This window comes from Mesorhizobium sp. WSM4311 (assembly GCF_002295115.1).
Lineage (GTDB): Bacteria > Pseudomonadota > Alphaproteobacteria > Rhizobiales > Rhizobiaceae > Mesorhizobium.
In genome coordinates this window covers 65,019-87,361 of record NZ_NSFV01000015.1, presented here as the reverse complement: position 1 = coordinate 87,361, position 22,343 = coordinate 65,019, and the positions used below count along the sequence as shown (strand labels likewise).

The following is a 22,343-nucleotide window of genomic DNA, read 5'->3' as shown; positions in this document are numbered from 1 at the left end:
CGGGACCACTAAATCTAAAATCAGGGCGCCCAGAAAACCTCTACGGGCCTGGGAGCGGCGTCGAGCACGGCGCGGATCGGCTTTCGCGGCCCGGGCGCGACCGCGCCGTCGAAGGCGGTGCGCTTGTCCTCGCCCTCTATGTGCAGCGCGATGAAGCCGGCATCGATGATGCGCGCCAGCGTCAGGGTCAGCCGCGGCTCGCCCGCACTGGCCGCGTGGACCGGCAGGATGATCCTGTCCGACGCTGGGTCGAGCAGCTTGGCCAGATCGTCGGCATCGGGAAAGAACGAGGCGGTGTGGCCGTCCGGCCCCATGCCGAGCACCACGACATCGAGCGGCCAGGGCAGGGAGCGCAGTGCGGCATCGTCGGACGCCGCCGCATCCTCGATGCCCGATGCCTCATGGTAGAGCGGCACGAAGCGCGCCGCCTTGGCGGCGTTCTGCAAGAGATTGGCGGCCACCAGCCCGGCATTGGAGCGCGGCGAGGAGGCCGGTACGAAACGCTCGTCGACCAGCGTCACGATCACCTTGTCCCAGGCGATCGGCATCACCGAAAGGGCGGCAAAGAATTTTGCCGGCGTCGTGCCGCCGGAGACGGCCAGCACGGCCGTGCCGCGCTCGCCGATTGCCCTGGTCAGCCGATCGGCGACGCGGCCGGCCAGCGCCGCGGCCAGGTGCGGCCGGTCGGGGAAAGCGTTCCAGTTGTAGCTGGCGCCGTTCAATTGCTCTCGTGCCATGTCCGCCCGTCACGTTCGATCAGCGCTATCGAGGCCGACGGCCCCCATGTGCCTGCCGTATAGCCCTGTGCTTCCTGCTTGGCGCCTTCCCAGGCATTCTGGATCGGGTCGATCCATTTCCACGCCGCCTCGACCTCGTCGCGGCGCATGAACAGCGTCTGGTTGCCGCGGATGACGTCCATGATCAGCCTTTCATAGGCATCGGGCGCGCGGCCGTCGAAGGACTGCGCGAAGCTCATGTCGAGCGAGATTTGGCGCAGCCGCATGCCGCCCGGGCCTGGATCCTTGATCATGATGAACTGCTTCACGCCTTCGTCCGGCTGCAGGCGGATGACCAGCTGGTTGGCGAAGATCGGTCCGGCACCGCTGTCACCGAAGATCGAATGCGGGATCGGTTTGAATTCGATGACGATTTCCGAAACCCGGGTCGCCAGCCGCTTGCCGGTCCTGAGGTAGAACGGAACGCCAGCCCAGCGCCAGGTGCCGATCTCGGCCTTGATGGCGACGAAGGTTTCGGTGTTGCTGTCCTTGCCGAGCTCCTCGACATAGCCTTTCACCGGCCCGCCGGCCGATGCACCGGCGCGGTACTGGCCGCGCACCGTGTGCTTCGGCGCCTCGTTGCCGTTGATGCGCTTCAGCGCCCGCAGCACCTTGAGCTTCTCGTCGCGCACGGCGTCGGCGTCCATCGATGACGGCGCCTCCATGGCGACGAGGCAGAGCAGCTGCAGCATGTGGTTCTGCACCATGTCGCGCAGCGCGCCGGCCTTGTCGTAATAGGTGACGCGGTCTTCCAGGCCGACGGTCTCGGCCACGGTGATCTGCACGTGGTCGATATGGGCGGAGTTCCACAGCGGCTCGTAGAGCGCGTTGGCAAAGCGCAGCGCCATCAGGTTCTGCACCGTCTCCTTGCCGAGGTAATGGTCGATGCGGAAGATCTGGCTTTCGTGGAAGTCGTCGCCGACCAGATCGTTGAGCGCCTGCGCCGAGGCAAGGTCGCGGCCGATCGGCTTCTCCAGCACGATGCGCGAATTCGGCGTGATCAGTTTGTGTTCTTTGAGCTTGTGCGAGATATCGCCGAACAGCGCCGGTGCGACGGCCAGATAGAAGGCGCGGATGCTCTCGCTCTCGCCGATCGCCTTCTTGAGCTTGTCAAAGCCGGCGCCATTTGTGGCATCGGCGGAGACATAGGAAAGCCGCGCCAGGAAGGTCTTCAGCTCCTTGGCGTCGATATCGGCCGGCTTGACGTGGTCGGAGATCGCCTGGCTGGCGAAGGCGCGGAATTCATCGTCGCTCATTTTCGAGCGCGATGTGCCGATGATGCGTGTCGGCTCGGAGAATTGATGGTCGCGCTGGCGATAATAGAGCGACGGCAGAAGCTTGCGTTCCGACAGGTCGCCGGTGCCGCCGAAAATGATGAAGTCGAAAGGGTCGACGGGAATGATCTGGCTGGTCATGGTCTGTCCGCTTTGACGCCGGTCGCGAGTACGCGGCTGATATATTCTAATCGATTTAAATTTTCCAGTGCCATGGTGTCACATCGAGGACCAATCGCTGGATATTGATTGGGTCCACATGTGCGCTTGACACTGGCGCTTGCCGGAGGCTTGTCGGTGAACGAAGACTCCGGAAGCTTTCGCAGTTGCAGCATAGAACGTGAATGTGACGAAAGCTAAGGGAGAAATGGCGCCTTGTCTGTCGCGGCATGGGCCGCGCCGGTCAGCCGCCTTATGGTTCCGGGAAGACATCGATGAGCGGGAAAAGCATGCGTCTGGAAAACAAGGTTGCCATCATCACCGGCGCGGCATCCGGCTTCGGCGAAGGCATGGCCAAGCGCTTCGCGCAGGAGGGCGCCAAAGTCGTTGTCGCCGACCTCAACGCCAAGGGGGCGGAGCGCGTCGCCGGCGAGATAGGCGAGGCGGCGATCTGGACGCAGACCGATGTCTCGCTGCGCTCCGAATTCGACGAGATGGTCTATGCCGCCAAGAGCGCCTTCGGCCGCATCGACATCATGGTCAACAATGCCGGTTACACCCACCGCAACGGCGACATGCTGAAGATCGACGAGGAAACCTTCGACCTCATCACCGCTGTCAACATGAAGGCGATCTATCACGCGGCTCTTGCCGTGGTGCCGATCATGGAGCGGCAAGGTGGCGGCGTCATCCTGACCACGGCCTCCACCGCTGGCCTCAGGCCACGGCCCGGCCTCACCTGGTACAATGCCTCGAAAGGTTGGGCGATCACCGCCACCAAGTCGATGGCGGTGGAACTCGCGCCAAAGAACATTCGCGTCAATTGCCTCTGCCCGGTCGCCGGCGAAACCGGCATGCTGGAGAAGTTCATGGGCGCCGACACGCCCGAGATTCGCCAGACTTTCCGCGCCTCGATCCCGCTCGGCCGGCTTTCGACCCCACTCGATATCGCCAATGCCGCACTCTGGCTGGCATCGGACGAAGCCGCCTTCATCACCGGCGTGGCGCTGGAGGTCGATGGCGGCCGTTGCATCTGAAGCGCATCGTCATCGTGGCGCCGGTCGGTTCGACAGTGCCCGCGACTTCGAGTTTGACTTGTACCGGCAACGTACGGCCTCAGCCGCAAATGCGCCGGTACATCAGCCGCCGGTCTTGATGTAGCTCTTGTAGACCCAGCCTGTCTTGCCGTTGTAGACGATCTGACACCATTGCTTGCAGTTCATCACCTGCACCGAGGTTCTTGCCGGCACGGTGACGATGGCGGCTGCGTTCTTCTTCGGGCCGCTGCGCATGGTCACCGGTCTCAGGATTCGCCCGTTGCCGGCCGCCGCCACCTTTTGTGGTTTGGCCTTGGACTTGCTGCCATCATCACTCGCCGTCGGCTGCTGTTCGGGCGCCTGTGGCTGCACTTCAGGGATCGCGGCGGTCTTGGCTCCATCCGGATTGCTGCTTGCCGCTGGTGCGGGCGCCGCAACCTTGGCAAGTTCGCTGGCGGCATCGGTATCGGTCGCCGGTGGCGCGAATGCCGCCGCGACAGCCGGCTTGACCGGCGTCGGCTTAGCCTGATTGGCCGCTTGGCTGGAGGCAGCCGCCTGATCGGGTGCCGCCGAAGCGGCCTTCGGCTGCGCTCCCGTCCAGCGGGGATCATTGGCCGCCAGCGCTTGTATGTTTGCTTTCGCCGCCGCCATCGTCGGCGAGACCTGATCGGACTTGCGGGCGGGCTGCGGCACGGTCGCCGCGGCCACCGTGGTTCCGGCGGGGACGATCTTCGTCGTTTTCACCGGAATGGCCGGAATACTCTGTTCCTGGCTGGCAGCTGCCTGCCGCTCGCTCGTCGGCAATGCCAGCCAGAGCGCCACCGCGGCCACGCCGAGCAGCGCGGCGGTGCCCACCGCGGCAATCACCAGATGCGAGTTCGAACGGACTCCCTGCCAGAAGGACGGCCGCATGTCGTATCCAAACTGCATGGCAAAGCGCCGACGTTCCGGAGCACCGAAACTGAAGGGCTCTCTCACTCTCGCCACCTCCATAAGCGGGCCGATGTTCTTTCGATCATTGCCGCAAGTCCGGTGTCTGATCGGCATCGGTCCCAAAAATCAACACGGGCAAGCCCGCAGCAATCCCCGAATAGTCGCCCAGAAGCGCGAACCTTTCGCCCCCGATTGTGGCATCAGTACGCCATTATAAAGGATTCTGCGCCTTTGCCGCCATTTCCGCAATGTGTCGCAAGGGCAATGAATATTACAATATTACATCAGATCGTGATGGCGATTGGACCGAGCACGAGGCGCGTCGCGTCGAACCGGGTCCATGCGACTCACTTCAGGCCTATATGGTTTCCCTAACCGGGGGGGCGCTTTTGGCCAATATTCCCCTAGATCCGGTCGCGCAGGGCGAACCAGTTGAGAGCCAGGAAAAGCAGCGGCGTGCGGAAACGGCGGCCGCCGGGAAATGGCGGAATTTTCAGATCCTCGATCAGTTTCAGCCGGTCGCGATTGCCGGCGACGGTCTCGGCATAGAGCTTGCCGAAGAAGTTCGACAGCATGACACCGTGGCCGGAATAGCCGCCGGCCGAGATCACGTTGGGCATCACTTCGCGCACGAATGGTTTCCTCGGCACGGTGATGCCGACATAGCCGCCCCAGCCATGGGTGATCTCGATATCCTTCAGCGCCGGATAGAGCTCTACGATCTGGCGGCGAATGTGGATGTGGATATCCTTCGGGTCGTTGACGCCATAGACCTCGCGTCCGCCGAACAGCAACCGGCCGTCCCTCGATTTGCGGAAATAGCGCACCACGAAGCGCGAATCATCGACGGACTCACCGCCGGGCAGCACTTTCGAATCCGCCCCCAAAGGCACGGTCGCACCGATGAAGGAGCCGATCGGCATGATGTGCGCGGCACTTACCGGTTCGAGCGTGCCGCCATAGGCGTTGACCGCGATCAGGCATTTCTGCGCCGTCACGGTACCTCTTGGCGTGGAAACCCTGACCTTGCCGCCAGCGGAAACGATGCCGGTCGACGGCGTCCCTTCGAACAGCCGCGCGCCGGCCTGCGCAGCCACCCGCGCCGTGCCGATCACCAGCTTCATCGGATGGATATGGCCGGTGCCGGTGTCGCGCGTGCCGCCGAAATAGGCGGTCGAGCCGAGCCGCTCCGCCGTCTCCTTCGCATCCATGAAGGAGATGTACGGATAGGAGAAACGGCCGGCCATGATCTCGGCATGCGCCTTGTAGTCGTCGACATGGCGCGGCTTGTGCGCCACCGAGAGCTGGCCCGGCATGTAGTCGATATCGATCTGGTTGGCTGCGGCGAATTCGATGAGATGCGCCTTCGCCTCTTCGGCGAGATCGAACAGCGCCTTGGCGCGGGACAGGCCGTATTCGGCCTCCAGATCTTCTGCCCAGGCGCGCTGGCCGGTGCCGAGCTGGCCGCCGTTGCGGCCCGATGCGCCGTCACCGAAGCGATACGATTCGATGAGCACCACATCTGCTCCGGCCTTCGCCAGGTGAACCGCCGCTGACAGGCCTGTGAACCCGCCACCGACAACGACGACATCGCATTTTCGGTCGCCGTCGAGCGCTGGATACTCAGGCTGAGGCCCGGCCGTGTCCTCATACCAGGAGCGGCCGGGAGAAATGGGGGATTGGTAAGACATGGGAACGCCAAAGAATGGTGAATAGCGAATGGCTGTGAGAGACCGCAACCGTCTGCGCTCATCCATCCAGTATGAAGCTACTCACCATTCACTATTCACCATTCAAGCGTCGCCGCTCATACGTTGAGCAGAAGATACTCCCGCTCCCACGGGCTGATCACTTCCATGAAGGTCTCGAATTCCGCCCGCTTGATCGCCGCATAGGTGGCGGCGAAGGATTTGCCCAGCAGCGCGCAGAGTTCCTCGTCGCCCTCGAACAGGTCGACGGCTTCGAGCAGGCTGCGCGGCAGGTCGATCTCGTCCGCATTGGCGGTCGTCAGCACCGGCGGCTCGGCCTTGACCTTCCTGGTGATGCCGATCAGCCCGCAGGCAAGCGAAGCCGCCAGCGCCAGGTAGGGATTGGCATCGGAGGACGGGATACGGTTTTCGACTCGCCGCGCCGCCGGATCCGAACGCGGCACGCGGAACGCCGTGGTGCGGTTGTCATAGCCCCATTTGTTGTTGACCGGAGCCGAGGCCGCCTGCGTCAGCCGCCGGTAGGAATTGACATAGGGCGCGAACATCACCAGCGCGTTCGGCACGTGTTTCTGCATGCCGCCGATGAAATGGAAGAACGCCTCGGTCTCCGAGCCGTCCTCGGCCGAAAAAATGTTCTTGCCGGTCTTCTTGTCGATGATCGACTGGTGGATATGCATGGCCGAACCCGGCTGGCCCTGGATCGGCTTGGCCATGAAGGTGGCGTAGATCTCGTGCTTGAGCGCGGCTTCACGGATGGTGCGCTTGAACATGAACACCTGGTCGGCGAGCTCGATCGGGTCGCCGTGGCGCAGATTGATCTCGAGCTGGCCGGCGCCCTCTTCATGGATGAGCGTGTCGATTTCCAGGCCCTGGCTTTCGGAGAAGTGGTAGATGTCGTCGATCAGTTCGTCGAACTCGTTGACGCCGGCGATCGAATAGCCGGCGCCGCCGCCGATCGCACGGCCCGAGCGACCGACGGGCGGGGTGAGCGGATAGTCCGGGTCCGGATTCTTGCGCACCAGGTAGAACTCGATCTCGGGCGCCACCACCGGCCTCAGCCCGAGCTTGTCATAGGCGGCAAGCACGCGCTTCAGCACATTACGCGGCGTGAATTCGACCGAGCGGCCGTCCTGGTGGACGAGGTCGCAGATGACAGCGGCCGTCGGGTCTTCTTCCCAGGGCACCACTGTCAGCGTCGACAGGTCCGGCATCAGCTTGAGGTCGCCGTCGTCCTCAGGATAGTGGAAGCCGTTGCCGTCTTCAGGATAGCCGCCGGAAATCGTCGTCATGAAAACGGCCGAAGGCAGCGCCAGCGAGGTGTTGGAGGTGAATTTCTTCGACGGCATCATCTTGCCGCGGGCCACGCCCGCCTGATCAGGCGTGATGCATTCGATGTCCTCGATGCCGCGCCATTCCAGCCACTCGCTGACTTCCTTCCAGTTCTTCACACCACGCAGGTTTTTCACGAAGGCAGGCGTACGCGCTCGTCCTCCGCGGCTCGACGGACGGACTTCCTTTTTTGCAGGCGGCATCATTCACCAGATTGGGTTGCGGATTTCGGAGTATAGCCGTGCCCCACCGTTTAAGGGAAGGGGAGGTGCTGCCGGCATTCCTCGTGCCGGTTGAAAATCACGTCGGCCGGCCTAGGTTCGTACGGCTCGCAACCCGGAAGGCATCGATGCGAAACAACGACGAACTGACGACCATTGGCTTCGACGCAGACGACACGCTTTGGCAGAACGAACAGTTCTTCCGCATGACGGAGAAGCGTTTCGCCGCCATGCTTGCCGATCATGGCGAGGAGAACCAGATTTCGGCGCGATTGCTCGAGGCCGAGCGGCGCAACCTTGCCGTCTATGGCTTCGGCATCAAGGGGTTTACCCTGTCGATGATCGAAACGGCGATCGAGGTCACCGACGGGCGCGTACCGGCTTCGGTCATAGCGCAGATCCTCGAGGCTGGCCGCGAGATGCTGAGCCACCCGATCGAGGTCTTGCCGCATGTTCGCGAGACGGTGGAGAAACTTGCCGGCGCGTACCGCCTCGTGCTGATCACCAAGGGCGACCTCTTCGACCAGGAGCGCAAGCTGGCCGGGTCCGGCCTCGGCGACCTGTTCGACGCGGTCGAGATCGTCAGCGACAAGAATGCCGCGACCTATTCCCGCCTTTTCAGCCGCCACGGTGACGGTCCGGCAAAGAGCATGATGGTCGGCAATTCGCTGAAGTCGGACGTGGTGCCGGCCATCGAGGCCGGCGGCTGGGGTGTTCATGTGCCGCACGAACTCACCTGGGTGCTCGAGCATGTCGAGGCGCCGCTCGCCGAGCCGCGGTTTCGCCAGATATCGGACCTCGGGCAATTGCCCGAACTGGTCCAAACCATCACCGGAGGGAGTTGATCGCGCTTTGCACGTCGCCCAAAAGTGACCTCGGTTTTGGGAGAACGACATGCATGGAACAATGACCTGAAGCGCGTCAGGCGACGCCCTTAGCGGCTTATCAGGCGATCGATCACCGGTTGCAGCCGTTCAGGCGTGATCGGCTTGGCGACCACGACGTCAATCAAATTCGACAGGCCCAGGCTCTCCGGCGTACCGGTCTTGGTTGAAAGCAGGATCACGGGAGGAAACGATTTTCCCGAAGCCCGTCGCAACGTTTCGATGCCGGACATCAGGGTGTCGCAGTCCTTGTTGTCCGCGCCGCCATCCAGAACGATCACGCCTGGCACCAGTGTTCGCAAGGTCTTCGCCGCCATGTCGGGCGATTCCGAGATTGGCTTGAGCCCGGATCGCTCGACGATCTTCGACACCACCACGCGATTGATCGGCGATTTCCCGACAACAAGCACTTGCGAGGGACCGCGGATCGTCTCGGTGCTTGAATCCTGGGTTACCAGATTCGGATGTTTTGTGGTCTCGCCCTTGTTAGTCACTGGGCACCCAAGTCGGCCAAGAAACTCGCCCCTATTTCAATGCAGAGTTGAATCTGGTCGACAATTGGCGTGAGATCGCACCCCATGTCAAGTTGAAATAAAAGGCTTCCGAAAACGCCTCCTGCGACAGTGGAGTCAAGCAACAGTACTGTACTGCCCTGTCCACGGATCGGTTGCATAAAAATATAATTTACCTGCGCATACACTGCGCAGGTGAGGGGCCGGTTGCAACGATTTCCGGTCAGCCATGGCTCTGCTGTGTGACGATCACCGGGATCAGCAGGTCGCCCCAATTGCCGTCGCCGCCATGGTGCCTCGCCGAGCGCACCAGCTCCACCGAGACGCCGGCCTCGACTGCCTTCATCACCGACTGGTTGAGCCTGTGCAGATCGTTGGCCAGCATGCGGATCGTTGCCTGCTGGTCGACGCTCATCGTGGTCGATTGTTCTTCTGCCCGTTCCTTGACGCGGCTTATCGATGCCATTGGTCTTCTCCTGTGTCTGAAGCCCTGTTGGGCGTTCCTCGGTGTTTCTGATCCGCTATTCGGCGGCCGGCCTGAACTGTGCGTGCTCGGTCGATTCATGCATGGCGGTGGTCGACGATTTGCCGCCGGTGATTGCCATCGACACGGCGTCGAAATAGCCGGTGCCGACCTCGCGCTGATGCTTGGTCGCGGTGTAGCCATTGGCTTCCGCTGCGAATTCGGCTTCCTGCAACTCGGAATAGGCCGCCATCTGCCGTTCCTTGTAGCCACGCGCCAGTTCAAACATGCCATAGTTGAGCTGGTGGAAGCCGGCGAGCGTGATGAACTGGAACTTGTAGCCCATGGCGCCGAGTTCCCTCTGGAATTTGGCGATCGTCGCGTCGTCGAGATTCTTCCTCCAGTTGAACGAGGGCGAGCAATTGTAGGCGAGCAGCTTGCCCGGATGGTGCTTGCGCACGCCCTCGGCGAATTTTTTGGCCTGTGCGAGGTCCGGCTTCGAGGTCTCGCACCAGATCAGGTCCGCGTGAGGCGCATAGGCGACGGCCCGCGCGATGCAGGGCTCGATACCGTTCCTGACATGGTAGAAGCCTTCCACCGTGCGTCCGGCATCGTAGTCGACGAAGGGCTGGTCGCGCTCGTCGATGTCGGATGTCAGAAGCTTCGCGGCTTCGGCGTCGGTGCGTGCCACGACCAGGGTCGGCGTGCCCATCACATCCGCGGCCAGGCGCGCGGCGTTGAGGTTGCGGATATGCGCGGCAGTCGGGATCAGCACCTTGCCGCCGAGATGGCCGCACTTCTTTTCCGACGCCAGCTGGTCCTCGTAGTGGACGCCGGCGGCGCCCGCCTCGATGAACGCCTTCATGATCTCGAAGGCGTTGAGCGGCCCGCCGAAGCCGGCTTCGGCGTCGGCGACAATGGGCGCGAACCAGGTCTCGACCGAAAGCCCGTTGCCCTCCGAGGTCTCGATCTGGTCGGCACGCTGCAGCGTGCGGTTGATGCGCTTGACCAGCTCCGGCGCGGCATTGGCCGGATAGAGCGACTGGTCGGGATACATCGCCGAGGCGGTGTTGGCGTCGGCGGCGACCTGCCAGCCCGACAAATAGATCGCCTTCAGTCCGGCGCGGACCTGCTGCATCCCCTGGTTGCCGGACATGGCGCCGAGCGCGTTGACGAAATCCTCCTCGTGGATGAGCTTCCACAGCCGGTTGGCACCCATTTCGGCGAGACTCTGGCGGATCTGCACCGAGCCGCGCAGCCGCTTCACGTCCTCCGGCGAATAGGGACGTTCGATACCGTCGAAGCGACCTTCCGGCGCCGAGGGAACGAGATTGTAAAAATCGGTCATGAGTCACTCCGAAGGATTGCTGGACTTTGTTCACGCGCCGATCTTCTGGCACATCTGGATGTGACCGAATTTACATTGCGGCGCGAAATCAGCCAGAAAAATCAGGCTATGTGGCCGAGAATTAGGGAAAACCTGTGTTGTGTTTGACAGGGGGGTGATGTAAATCTGTCATAATTGTAAAACACACCGGCAATGGGATTGCCGCGAACGTCGTGTAAATTCCTGTCAAGGGCAGTCGATGGCTGAGCAGAAGATTTTCGCCGGGCCGCGCATCCGCCGCATCCGCAACGCCAAGGGCCTGACCCAGACGGCGATGGCCGAGGGGCTCGGCATTTCGCCGTCCTACCTCAACCTGATCGAGCGCAACCAGCGGCCGCTGACGGTGCAGCTGATCCTCAAGCTGGCATCCGTCTACAAGGTCGACCCGCATGAGCTGCAGGGCGAGGCGAGGGGATCGGTCGCGGCCTTGAAGGAGGTGTTCACCGATCCGCTGCTGGTCGGCGAATTGCCGGGAGACCAGGAGTTGATCGAACTTGCCGAGGCGGCGCCCAATGCGTCCGCGGCGGTGATAAAACTGTTTCGTGCCTATCGCGAGCAGGCCGATCGGCTGTCAGACCTCAACGAACTCCTGGCGCGCGAGGGGCGGGCGACCGCGCTGTCCGGCGCTCGCCTGCCGATCGACGAGGTGCATGAGACCTTCGAGCGGCGGCCAAACCATTTTACGGCACTTGAGGAAGAAGCCGAGGCGTTCACCGCGGTGCTCGATCCCGGCGACGATCTGTTCGGTGCGTTGAAGGCATGGCTGAAGCGCGAATACGGCATCGTGGTCAAGGTGCTGCCGGTCGCCACCATGCCGAACTGGCGCCGCCGCTATGACCGCCATTCGCAGCGCCTGTTCCTGTCCGAGCGCCTGTCACCGTTCGACCAACTGCGCGAGGTGGCGATGGAGGCCTGCCTGATCCGCATGACGGTCGCGGTCGCCGGCGAGATCCAGGCGCTCAAGCTGACCACGGACGAGGCCCGCCGCCTCGCCCGTTTCGAGCTCGGCCGCTATGCCGCGCATGCGCTGATGATGCCCTACCAGACCTTTCATGCCGCCGCCGTCCGCGCCCGCTACGACATCGACGTCCTGCGTTCGCGCTTCGGCGTCTCCTTCGAGCAGGCGGCGAACCGGCTGACCATGCTGCAGCGGCAGGGCGCACTCGGAGTGCCGTTCTTCATGCTGGAGGTCGACAATGCGGGAAACCGCTTTCGCAGGGCCGGCAGCCAGGGCTTTCCGCACAGCCGCTTCGGCGGCGGTTGCCCCAAGCTGCCCGTCCATGCCGCCTTCACCCAGCCGGGCCAGGTTTTCGTCGAAGCGGTGGAAATGCCTGACGGCGCCGAGTTCCTGTGCATCGCCCGCACGCTTGAGGGGCCGCAGGGCGCGTTCGCGGAGCGTCCGCGCCGCACAGCACTGCTGCTCGGTTGCGACATCGGCTTTCGCGACGACATCGTCTATGGCGCGGCACTGCCCGGCGCCGCGGTCGGCGCAAGGGCTGGACAAGGCGCCGTCGCGGCGACGCCGGTCGGACCCGCCTGCCGGCTTTGCGAGCGCGTCGGCTGTCTGGCGCGCGCCGAACCGCCGGTGACGCGTCCGCTTGGCCTCGACGAGATGGTGACGGGCCTGAGCGCCTTCGACTTCCAGTAATGCGGCAGCAGCAGTAAAGGTGCCACAATCGTCGCCGGTTTCTGGATCACTCGCGGCGTAGCTCTTTGCGTTACGCGAACAGAGCAGTTTTTTGTCGCCCCTTGCGCATCGCCCCGTCCACAAAAGCTCGACAGTCGCGGCCATGACAGACGCAGCATCATCGCCGGGCCTTGTTGCATCGACTTCCTCGCCGCGCGAGGAACGTGTCGGCATGATTCTGGTCTTCCTGTCGGCGCTGATGTGGAGTTTCGGCGGCACCATCGCCCGCTTCATCACTGTCGGCGACAGCTGGACGGTTATTTTCTGGCGCTCCGTCTGGGCCGCCGCCTTCCTGCTCTCTTTCATGACCTGGCGTGACGGCTGGCGCGGCATGCTGAAATCGTTTCGCGACATGGGACTGCCTGGCCTTGCCGTCGGGTTCTGTTTCGCCATCGCATCGACCGCCTTCGTCGTGGCACTCGCCTACACCACCGTCGCCAACATCCTCTTGATGCAGGCCGGCGTGCCGCTTCTGGCGGCGCTGTTGGCCTGGGCCTTGTTTCGCGAACGTGTCAGTGCCGTGACCTGGGTGGCGATTGCCGCCGTCATTGCCGGCGTTGCCATCATGGTGTCTGAATCGCTTGATGGCGCCGTCTCGCCCATAGGCGACGGGCTGGCGCTGCTGATCGCTTTGATGTTCTCGGTCGCCACCGTCATCACAAGGCGGTTCGCCAGCGTGCGCATGACGCCGGCGACCTGTCTCGGCACGATCCTGGCCGCGGGCTTTGCCGCCTCGCAGGCGTCTACCTTCACAGTGTCAGCCGCCGACATGGGCTTTCTCTTCGCCTTCGGCGTGGTCAATCTCGGCATTGGTCTTGCCTTCTTTGCCACCGGCGCGCGATTGATCCCGGCGGCCATCGCGGCACTGCTCGGCACCTTCGAGCCGATCCTTGGGCCGATATGGGTCTGGCTCATCCATTCCGAGGTGCCGTCCGGGCGCACCATCATCGGCGGCGCCGTGGTGGTCACCGCGCTGCTCGTCCATATCGGGCTCGAGTTCAAGCGCCAGGCACGGCCCGAGCGCGCGGGGGTCACCGGGGTGCCGTCGCCTAATTGATGCGGCGTGCAGCTTTGCCATTGACAAATTCGCTGCCGCGCGGGCAGGCTGAGACTACGGCAACAACAAGACAGGCGTATCTTGCCAAGTCTCCCTGCCGGTCAGATTGAGACCGGACCACATCGTCGTATCTCTGCCCGCGCCACGGCGAAAGCCTTTGACGGCATCGGCACGCCACCCGGGCCGCTGCAGAGACACAGAGCCATCACCTGCCGCTCATCGAACCGCCTGCATGGTGTCGGCGGTTCGCGCTTGTCGCTTTCTGGAAAGCTCAATAGTCTGAAACAAATGCCCGGTCGCGCGGGTTCGCGACGAGCCGGCGAAGGAACACTCACCAAAGGAGAATAGCATGATCCGCAAAGCGCTCTGGCTTTCGGCGACCTCGGTATTTCTGACATTGTTCACGCCCGCCGGGCATGCCGAGGACCGCGTCGTCAACGTCTTCAACTGGTCCGATTATATCGACCCGACGATCATCGACGACTTCACCAAGAAGACCGGCATCAAGGTCGTCTACGACACGTTCGATTCCAACGAGATCCTGGAAACCAAATTGCTGGCCGGTGGCAGCGGCTATGATGTGGTCGTGCCGAGCGGCAATTTCCTGGCCCGCCAGATCCAGGCCGGCGTTTTCCAGAAGCTCGACAAGTCGAAGCTGCCGAACCTCTCCAACATGTGGGATACGGTTTCGCAAAGAACCGCCAAATACGACCCCGGCAATGAGTATTCGATCAACTACATGTGGGGCACGGTCGGCATCGGCTACAACATCAAGAAGGTGCAGGCAGCGCTCGGCACCGACAAGATCGACAGCTGGGACGTGTTCTTCAATCCCGAAAGTCTCGCCAAGCTGAAGGATTGCGGTGTCTATGTGCTGGATTCGCCGGCCGACATCATTCCGGCGGCGCTGAAATATGTCGGCCTCGACCCGAACAGCACCTCGCCCGACGACATCGCCAAGGCCGAGGAAGCCCTGATGAAGGTCCGCCCCTTCATCAGGAAGTTCCACTCGTCGGAGTACATCAATGCGCTCGCCAATGGCGACATCTGCCTGGCGGTCGGCTGGTCGGGTGACGTCTTCCAGGCGCGCAACCGCGCGGTCGAGGCCAAGCAGGGCGTGGAGATCGGCTATTCCGTGCCTAAGGAAGGCGCCCAGATGTGGTTCGACCAGATGGCGATCCCCGCCGATGCGCCGCATGTCGCCGAAGCGCATGAATTCCTCGACTACATGATGACGCCGGAAGTGATCGCCAAATCGTCGAACGCCGTGCTCTACGCGAACGGCAACAAGGCCTCGCAGCAGTTCGTCGACAAGGCACTGCTGAGCGACCCGGCCGTCTATCCCGACGACGCGACCTTGCAGAAGCTCTACACGGTCTCCCCTTATGATCCCAAGACCCAGCGCGTCATCACGCGCACCTGGACCAAGATCGTTACCGGCCAATAAGCATCTGAAGCGACCTCGGCAGACAACTGCCGGGGTCGCGTTCTTGGGGACGAAGCAGGAAGCAAAACGGAGTGGGGATATGAAATCGCTTGGCAGCATCCGCAGGGATTTCGCGCCATGGAACGACCCGAACGCCAAGCCATACATCCAGTTCGACAACGTCACCAAGAAGTTCGGTGACTTCACCGCCGTCAACAATCTGTCGCTGACCATTTTCGAGCGCGAGTTCTTCGCCCTGCTCGGCGCCTCGGGTTGCGGAAAGTCGACGCTGCTGCGGATGCTTGCCGGTTTCGAGGAACCGACGGCCGGCCGCATCCTGCTCGATGGCCAGGATCTGCGCGGCATCCCGCCCTATCGCCGGCCGGTCAACATGATGTTCCAGTCCTATGCGCTGTTCCCGCATATGACGGTGGAGAACAACATCGCCTTCGGCCTCAAGCAGGAAGGCATGCCCAAGCCCGATATCGAAAAGCGCGTTGCCGAGATGCTGAAGCTGGTCAAGCTCGAGCAGTTCGCCAAGCGCAAGCCGCACCAGCTCTCCGGTGGTCAGCGCCAGCGCGTCGCTCTCGCCCGCTCGGTCGCCAAGCGGCCGAAGGTGCTGCTGCTCGACGAGCCGCTCGGCGCGCTCGACAAGAAGCTGCGCGAGGAAACCCAGTTCGAACTGATGGACTTGCAGCAGGAGCTCGGTCTCACCTTCGTGGTCGTCACCCACGACCAGGAAGAGGCGATGACCATGGCCGATCGCATCGCCATCATGGACAAGGGCGAGGTCATGCAGGTGGCGACACCCGCGGAAGTCTATGAAGCCCCGGCCTCGCGCTTCGTCGCCCATTTCGTCGGCAATGTGAACATGTTCGAGGGCAAGGTCGCCGAGCGGTCGGCCAACACCACCCGCATCACCGGACCGAGCGGTGCCCAGATCGTCGTCGAGAATGGCGGTGCCGCGGCCGCGGCCAATGCCGATATCGTCTTCGCCATCAGGCCGGAAAAGATCAAGGTCTCGTCGAAGAAGCCGGCCGATGCCGTCAACGCGCTGGAAGGCGAGGTCTATGACGTTGCCTATCTCGGTGACATGACCGTCTACCACATCAGGCTCGACGATGGGCAGATCGTGCGGGCAAGCGCCTTGAACGCGGCGCGCGTGACCGAGGATCCGCTGACCTGGAACGACCGCGCCTGGGTATCCTTCCGGCCCGATGCCGGCGTCGTGCTGGCGCGGTAGGGGGCTGATATGTCCAACATCGCCGTCGCCGATGCCGCCGCGCCACCGACCGCCGCCAAGCCGTTCCTGACGCGGCTGGGTGCCGGTTTCATCAACCGGCTCGTCATCATCGTCCCCTACCTCTGGCTGCTGTTCTTCTTCCTCATCCCCTTCGTCATCGTCTTCAAGATTTCATTGTCGCAGACGGCGATCGCCATGCCGCCCTACACGCCGGTGCTCGACTTCAGCGACGGCGTCTCCGGCTTCTTCGCCGGGTTCCGCGACCTCAACTTCGACAACTATGTCTGGCTGACGCAGGACGCGCTCTATTTCAAGGCCTACATCACCAGCCTGATCATCGCCGCCATTTCGACCGTGCTGACGCTGCTGGTGGGCTACCCGATAGCCTATGGAATGGCGCGCGCGCCGGCTACCATCCGCCCGACCTTGCTGATGCTGGTCATCCTGCCGTTCTGGACGTCGTTCCTGATCCGCGTCTATGCCTGGATCGGCATTCTGAAGCCCGAGGGCCTGCTCAACCAGCTGCTCTTGTCGCTGCATATCATCAACCAGCCGCTGGTCATCCTCAACACCTATACGGCGATCTTCATCGGCATCGTCTATTCCTACCTGCCCTTCATGGTCCTGCCGCTCTATTCGTCGCTGGAAAAGATGGATTACTCGCTGATCGAGGCGGCCAAGGATCTGGGCTGCCCGCCGACCGCGGCTTTCTGGAAGATCACCTTCCCGCTGTCGCTGCCGGGCGTCATAGCCGGCTGCCTGCTGGTGTTCATCCCGGCCGTCGGCGAATTCGTCATCCCCGACCTGCTCGGCGGATCGCAGACGCTGATGATCGGCAAGACGCTGTGGAACGAGTTCTTCGCCAACCGCGACTGGCCGGTCTCGTCGGCCGTCGCCGTCATCCTGCTTTTGCTGCTCACCGTGCCGATCATGCTTTTCCAGCAGGCACAGGCGCGTGCCCAGGAGCAGGGCAAATGAACACCACCTGGAGCCGCTTCAACGTCACCTCGATCGTGCTTGGCTTTGCCTTCCTGTACCTGCCGATCGTGCTGCTCATCGTCTTCTCCTTCAACGAATCCAAGCTCGTCACCGTCTGGGGCGGCTTCTCGACTAAGTGGTACGTCTCGCTGTTCCACAATCAGGGCCTGATGGACGCCACCTGGGTGACGGCGCGTGTCGGCGTCATTTCGGCCACTGTGGCAACCGTGCTCGGCACGCTGGCGGCACTCACCCTGACGCGCTACACACGGTTCAACGGCAGGGTGCTGTTCTCCGGCATGGTCTTCGCCCCGCTCGTCATGCCGGAAGTCATCACCGGCCTGTCGCTGCTGCTGCTCTTCGTTGCCGTCGGGCTTGACCGCGGTTTCTTCACGGTGACGCTCGCCCACATCACGCTGACGATGTGCTTCGTGGCGGTCGTCGTGCAGTCGCGCCTGGTTTCCTTCGACCGGTCGTTGGAGGAGGCGGCGATGGATCTTGGCGCAACGCCGGCCAAGACCTTCTTCCAGATCACGCTGCCGGTGATCCTGCCGGCGATCGTATCCGGCTGGATGCTGGCCTTCACGCTGTCGCTCGACGATCTGGTTATCGCCAGCTTCACCTCTGGACCGGGCGCCACGACGCTGCCGATGAAGATCTACAGCCAGGTCCGTCTCGGCGTGACGCCGGAGATCAATGCCGCCTGCACCATCCTGATCGCCGTCGTCGCGGTCGGCGTTATCATCGCTTCGATCGCCAACAAGCGTCGTGAGGTGCAACGCCAGCTCGACGAACAGGCGGCGCAACGCGGCTGAGCATGATCCCGAAAAGTGGAAGCCGGTTTTCGGGCAAGATCATGCTCAACTGAACGGAAGCATGATCCCGAAAAGTGGAAGCCGGTTTTCGGGCAAGATCATGCTCAACTGAACGGAAACGTGATCGCGAAAAGCATGACCTGGGGCCTGACCCGAGGACGAAGCCGGTTTGATGCTCAACGAAACGTAAGCGCGCTTCTATTCGCCCGAAACCCCACGGCTTATCGGCGAAATGAACGGCGTGCTCCAGGTTCCGCCGACGAAGAAGGACGACTGGTTGGGGCCTTGCTGGCCGGTCTTCTGCGCTGCCGCCTGGTCCGGCTGGATGACGCCGCCGGACAGCGCCAGTCCGCGCCCCGCATAGGATGCGATGCCGGTAAGCCAGATCTTGTATTTCGCCGAATTGGCCTCGGCCTTGTCCAGCCGCGCCACGCCTCGCGAAATGGTCGCCTTCACTTCGGCGCCGTCGATCGGCAGCGTGCCGTCCGAGACGTCGTCGAGCGCGAAGAAGCCGCCCTGTTCGGTATGCTTGAGAAAGGCCGGCAGGTTGAACTTGCTGAGCGCGCCGGGGCCGAAGGTCGCCGAGACCGAACCGTCGGCGTTTTCAAAGATCGAATCCCAGGTCCTGCCCGGTCCCTTGAGGATAACCGAAACAGTGCCCGTGCCGACCGGCACCAGTCGGGTCATGCCCGCCGCCGTGCCGAACGCGCCGCCATCGACATCGGACGCAAGCAGCCGGATCTCGACCTGTGTGCCCTCGGGCTTGCGGTCGAACCGGAGGCTGGTCTGGATATTGCCGCCAAAGGCCGAGGCGTCGGAGATATCGAAGACGGAAAGTCCGTCCTTGACCTGGGCGGTTGCGGCGACATCGGCAAGCTGGATCGTTCCGGCCGTGGCATGCGCCGCCGACAGCCTCAAATCGAGATTGACCCGGTCGGCGAAACTTGCCTCAACGTCACCTGGGCCGGCCCCGCTCGCCGGTCCCAGCGGGGTGAAGGCGGACAGAAACGATCTGAGGTCGAGCGTGTCGAAGGCGAGCGTGCCCGAGATCACGGGTTGGGCGTCGCCAAGCGACAGGTCGAGCGCGCCCATGCCCGGATTGTTGTCTAGCGTCAGCGCCGTGTTCTCGAACTTGACGCGTCCGGCCGACGCCGTGACCTTGCTCGAAATGCTGACCGAGCCGATCGCGGCACTTGGCGCGATACCGGCCTGCGACCATTCCAGCACACGGCGCAATGAGGGTGCCGCGAACTTCACCTGGCCGTCGAAATAGGCGTTGTCGGACATGCTGGCCGTGCCGTCGAAGGAGAAGGTGGCGGGTGCTGCCTTGAAAGACAGAGTGAGCGGCGCCACACCGCCGGCAAACAGCACCAGCGGCTTCTGTGAGGCAGCGTCGAGGGCGACGCTTTCGCCGCGCCAGATTCCGGTTGCCGACAGCGTCGCATTGCTGTTCATCGCCGCCCAGGTCGCCTGACCGCTCAGGCTGCTCAGGATCTCCACGTCCTTTCCGTTGACGGAAGTCACCATGCGGCCGTCCCTGAATTCAACCGTGCCGAAGGCATCTGTCGGCAGCTTGTCGAGGTCGGGCTTGGCTGGATCGGCACTGACCACGCCGCGTGCCGTGTCGATGGAGCGCGCGATACGCCCACCGGTCGGCGCAGTGGGCAGGAACAGGCCGTCCGCGGTGCGCTGGACCCGGATCGTCGGCCGCACCAGCCGCGCCGTGGAAAACGCCACGTCGCCCTGCAAGGCCGCCATGGCCGATAGGTCGATTTCGACGCGTTCGGCTTCGACGACCGGCGGCGCGTCGGTGTCCGTCCATTTCGAAAGCGTGACATCGGTCAGGATCGCCCGGAATTTCGGCCAGACCTCGATGCGCGGCGAGCCTTCGATGGCGACCCGGAAGCCGCTCCAGGCGCTCATTTCCCAGGCGATGCGATCGCGCACGATGCGCGTCGAGGCGATCAGCGGCAGGGCTGCGACCACCAGAGCGATGACGATCACGGCAGCGCCGATCGCCCATACTCCGCGGCGGATCAAGGATGATGGCATCTCGCCCTATATGCTTCCGTTCCGATTAATCGCCTGACGCAAAACCCCAGTCGTCACTACGACTTAGGACTGAGGCATTTCAAGTCTTTATGGCCCGGCGATGGCATTTGCGCACACCTGAGCGCTTCGGCCCAACAAAATCTTGCTCTGCCGCGCTGCGATATGCATAAGCGATGACGACCGTGGGAGGACCGATCATGGCTGCCGAAGTACCGCTCTGGACCCCGACGCAAGACCGGATCGACGCTTCGCCATTGACAGCTTTCCAGAAGGTCGCGGAGGCGAAAGCCGGCGCCACATTCGCCTCCTATGGCGACCTTCACCGCTGGTCGGTCGAGGATCGCGAGACCTTCTGGAGCCTGGTCTGGGACTTTTCCGGCATTGTCGGCGAAAAGGGCGAGCGCCTGCTGGCCGACGGCGACAAGATGCCCGGTGCCTCCTTCTTTCCCGACGCGACGTTGAATTTCGCCGAGAACCTGTTGAAGAAGACCGGCGCGGGCGAGGCGATCGTCTTTCGCGGCGAGGACAAGGTCGAGCGGCGGCTGTCCTGGAACCAACTGCATGGCCTGGTCTCGCGCCTGCAGCAGCTCTTCCTGTCGCTCAAGGTCAAGAAGGGCGACCGCATCGCGGCGATGATGCCGAACATGCCCGAGACCGTCGCCGCCATGCTGGCTGCGGCCTCCATCGGCGCGGTGTGGTCATCCTGCTCTCCCGATTTCGGCGAACAGGGCGTGCTCGACCGGTTCGGCCAGATCGAGCCTGTCATCTTCATCGCGCCCGACGGTTATTGGTACAATGGCAAGGCGATCGAGGTCGCCGACAAGGTCGCGGCGGTCGCGGCCAAGCTCGGCAGTGTCCGCAAGGTGCTGCTTGTCGACTATCTCGGCACTTCGGCCGATGTGGCGGCAACCATCGACAAGGCGGTGGCGATGGAAGAGGCGCTGTCGCCCTACGCCGCCAGGCCAGTCAGCTTCGAACCTCTGCCGTTTTCGCATCCGCTCTACATCCTGTTTTCATCAGGAACCACCGGCATCCCCAAATGCATTGTCCACTCGGCCGGTGGGACGCTGATCCAGCATGTCAAGGAACACCGGCTGCATGCCGGCCTCGTCGACGGCGACCGCTTCTTCTATTTCACCACCTGCGGCTGGATGATGTGGAACTGGCTGGTGTCGGGCCTGGCTTCGGGGGCGACGCTGCTGCTCTATGACGGTTCGCCCTTCTACCCCGACGGCAATGTGCTGTTCGACTTCGCCGATGCCGAGAAGATGACCTTCTTCGGCACCTCGGCCAAGTTCATCGATTCCGTGCGCAAGGCCGGCCTCAAGCCGATCCGCAGCCATGATTTGTCGACCGTGCGATCGATATCCTCCACCGGTTCGCCGCTGTCGCCCGAGGATTTCCGCTTCGTCTACGACGGCATCAAGCAGGACGTGCATCTCGCCTCGGTTTCCGGCGGCACCGACATCGTCTCCTGCTTCGTGCTCGGCGTGCCCACCCAGCCGGTATGGACCGGCGAGATCCAGGGACCCGGCCTTGGCCTGGCCGTCGATGTCTGGGACGACGACGGCAGGCCGATCCGGCAGGAAAAGGGCGAACTGGTCTGCACCAAGGCGTTTCCGTCGATGCCGATCGGCTTCTGGAACGACCCTGACGGCAAGAAATACCAGGCGGCCTATTTCGAGCGTTTCGACAATGTCTGGTGCCATGGCGATTTCGCTGAGTGGACGGTGCATGGCGGCATGATCATCCATGGCCGCTCGGATGCTACGCTCAACCCGGGCGGGGTGCGCATCGGCACGGCGGAGATCTACAACCAGGTCGAACAGATGCCGGAAATCCTGGAAGCGCTGTGCATCGGCCAGGATTTCGACAATGACGTGCGTGTCGTGCTGTTCGTGCGGCTGGCCGCGGGCGTCCAACTGGACGAGGATCTGGAAAAACGCATCCGCGCCAAGATACGCAGTGGTGCCAGCCCGCGTCACGTACCGGCCAGGATCGTCGCGGTCACGGATATTCCGCGCACCAAGTCGGGCAAGATCACCGAACTCGCCGTGCGCGACGTCGTGCATGGCCGCGCCATCAAGAACAAGGAAGCGCTCGCCAACCCGGAAGCGCTGGAGCTGTTCAGGAACCTGCCGCAGCTTGCCGAATGATCCCGATCGGGATGGTTAACGAACCATGTCGCGGGAATTTACCTAGATTTCACGAGTGGTACACATTCGTAAATTTTTCGGCGAGCCGGTAAGGACTTGTTAAGGCCCGGCCCCGATAGTCGCATGTAACTTGAGGGAGAAATCCCGTTCCTCTGCCCCCGGAGGATCTGAATTCGCTCAAGCCCCCGTTGTGACAGCAATCCCATCTCTTAAGGCGTCCTCCAGGGCGCCTTTTCTTTTGGACT

At 62.9% G+C, this 22,343-nt stretch carries 18 protein-coding genes; 9 read left to right on the top strand and 9 right to left on the bottom strand.

What is annotated here, in order from left to right; genetic code table 11:
- Nucleotides 1–20: 20 nt before the first annotated feature.
- Together pgl and zwf are read right to left on the bottom strand one after the other, a co-directional pair.
- Complete coding sequence (pgl, locus tag CK226_RS28790) at nt 21–737, bottom strand: 6-phosphogluconolactonase (protein ID WP_095793646.1); 717 nt, start codon at nt 735–737, stop codon at nt 21–23.
- A complete protein-coding gene (gene zwf, locus CK226_RS28785; protein WP_095790171.1) occupies nt 719–2,191 on the bottom strand; it encodes a glucose-6-phosphate dehydrogenase in 1,473 nt (490 codons plus the stop codon). The genes pgl and zwf overlap by 19 nt, the downstream gene beginning before the upstream one ends.
- 308 nt (nt 2,192–2,499) lie before the next feature.
- Here zwf and CK226_RS28780 point away from each other — a divergent pair, with 308 nt between their 5' ends.
- A complete protein-coding gene (locus CK226_RS28780) occupies nt 2,500–3,246 on the top strand; it encodes an SDR family oxidoreductase (protein ID WP_095793683.1) in 747 nt (248 codons plus the stop codon).
- A gap of 102 nt (nt 3,247–3,348) precedes the next feature.
- Here the strand turns inward: CK226_RS28780 and CK226_RS28775 are convergent, their stop codons facing one another.
- The 3 genes from CK226_RS28775 to CK226_RS28765 all read right to left on the bottom strand — a co-directional run bounded on the left by CK226_RS28775 (nt 3,349) and on the right by CK226_RS28765 (nt 7,423).
- The gene (locus CK226_RS28775; protein ID WP_179301145.1) at nt 3,349–4,224 is read right to left on the bottom strand and encodes an SH3 domain-containing protein; all 876 of its coding nucleotides are present in this window, start codon (nt 4,222–4,224) and stop codon (nt 3,349–3,351) included.
- A gap of 359 nt (nt 4,225–4,583) precedes the next feature.
- Nucleotides 4,584–5,870: an FAD-binding oxidoreductase gene (locus CK226_RS28770; RefSeq protein WP_095793644.1), complete on the bottom strand. Its 1,287-nt coding sequence runs from the start codon at nt 5,868–5,870 to the stop codon at nt 4,584–4,586.
- A gap of 116 nt (nt 5,871–5,986) precedes the next feature.
- Entirely contained in the window at nt 5,987–7,423 is a 1,437-nt protein-coding gene (locus CK226_RS28765) for a glutamine synthetase family protein (RefSeq protein ID WP_179296552.1), read from the bottom strand.
- 143 nt (nt 7,424–7,566) lie between these two features.
- On the opposite strand from CK226_RS28765, the gene CK226_RS28760 reads away from it, so the two are divergent.
- Nucleotides 7,567–8,283 (top strand): HAD family hydrolase, encoded by a 717-nt coding sequence (locus tag CK226_RS28760; RefSeq protein ID WP_095793643.1) that lies wholly within the window; start codon nt 7,567–7,569, stop codon nt 8,281–8,283.
- Between the two features lie 89 nt (nt 8,284–8,372).
- On the opposite strand, the gene CK226_RS28755 is transcribed toward CK226_RS28760, so the two are convergent.
- From CK226_RS28755 to aceA, 3 genes are all read right to left on the bottom strand, one after another.
- A complete protein-coding gene (locus CK226_RS28755; protein WP_095775490.1) occupies nt 8,373–8,816 on the bottom strand; it encodes a response regulator in 444 nt (147 codons plus the stop codon).
- Between the two features lie 241 nt (nt 8,817–9,057).
- The gene (locus CK226_RS28745) at nt 9,058–9,300 is read right to left on the bottom strand and encodes a hypothetical protein (protein ID WP_006202762.1); all 243 of its coding nucleotides are present in this window, start codon (nt 9,298–9,300) and stop codon (nt 9,058–9,060) included.
- 55 nt (nt 9,301–9,355) lie between these two features.
- Complete coding sequence (gene aceA / locus CK226_RS28740; RefSeq protein WP_095775492.1) at nt 9,356–10,645, bottom strand: isocitrate lyase; 1,290 nt, start codon at nt 10,643–10,645, stop codon at nt 9,356–9,358.
- A 238-nt stretch (nt 10,646–10,883) separates the two neighbouring features.
- Between aceA and CK226_RS28735 the strand changes: the two genes are divergently transcribed.
- The 6 genes from CK226_RS28735 (at nt 10,884) to CK226_RS28710 (ending at nt 17,890) form a co-directional block, all read left to right on the top strand.
- Entirely contained in the window at nt 10,884–12,332 is a 1,449-nt protein-coding gene (locus CK226_RS28735) for an XRE family transcriptional regulator (protein ID WP_095793641.1), read from the top strand.
- Between the two features lie 142 nt (nt 12,333–12,474).
- Nucleotides 12,475–13,428, top strand: a complete 954-nt coding sequence (locus tag CK226_RS28730) for a DMT family transporter (protein WP_095793640.1) — start codon at nt 12,475–12,477, stop codon at nt 13,426–13,428.
- A 349-nt stretch (nt 13,429–13,777) separates the two neighbouring features.
- A complete protein-coding gene (locus tag CK226_RS28725; protein ID WP_095775495.1) occupies nt 13,778–14,875 on the top strand; it encodes a polyamine ABC transporter substrate-binding protein in 1,098 nt (365 codons plus the stop codon).
- A 79-nt stretch (nt 14,876–14,954) separates the two neighbouring features.
- On the top strand, nt 14,955–16,097 hold the full coding sequence (locus CK226_RS28720; protein ID WP_095775496.1) for an ABC transporter ATP-binding protein: 1,143 nt from the start codon (nt 14,955–14,957) through the stop codon (nt 16,095–16,097).
- Between the two features lie 9 nt (nt 16,098–16,106).
- Entirely contained in the window at nt 16,107–17,075 is a 969-nt protein-coding gene (locus tag CK226_RS28715) for an ABC transporter permease subunit (RefSeq protein WP_095775497.1), read from the top strand.
- A complete protein-coding gene (locus tag CK226_RS28710) occupies nt 17,072–17,890 on the top strand; it encodes an ABC transporter permease subunit (protein ID WP_095775498.1) in 819 nt (272 codons plus the stop codon). Before CK226_RS28715 ends, CK226_RS28710 begins: the two co-directional genes overlap by 4 nt.
- A 198-nt stretch (nt 17,891–18,088) precedes the next feature.
- On the opposite strand, the gene CK226_RS28705 is transcribed toward CK226_RS28710, so the two are convergent.
- Nucleotides 18,089–19,942 carry an AsmA family protein gene (locus CK226_RS28705; protein WP_095775499.1) on the bottom strand — a complete coding sequence of 618 codons (1,854 nt, stop codon included), beginning with the start codon at nt 19,940–19,942 and terminating at the stop codon, nt 18,089–18,091.
- Between the two features lie 197 nt (nt 19,943–20,139).
- Between CK226_RS28705 and CK226_RS28700 the strand changes: the two genes are divergently transcribed.
- On the top strand, nt 20,140–22,098 hold the full coding sequence (locus CK226_RS28700) for an acetoacetate--CoA ligase (RefSeq protein WP_095793682.1): 1,959 nt from the start codon (nt 20,140–20,142) through the stop codon (nt 22,096–22,098).
- The last annotated feature ends 245 nt before the right edge of the window (nt 22,099–22,343 follow it).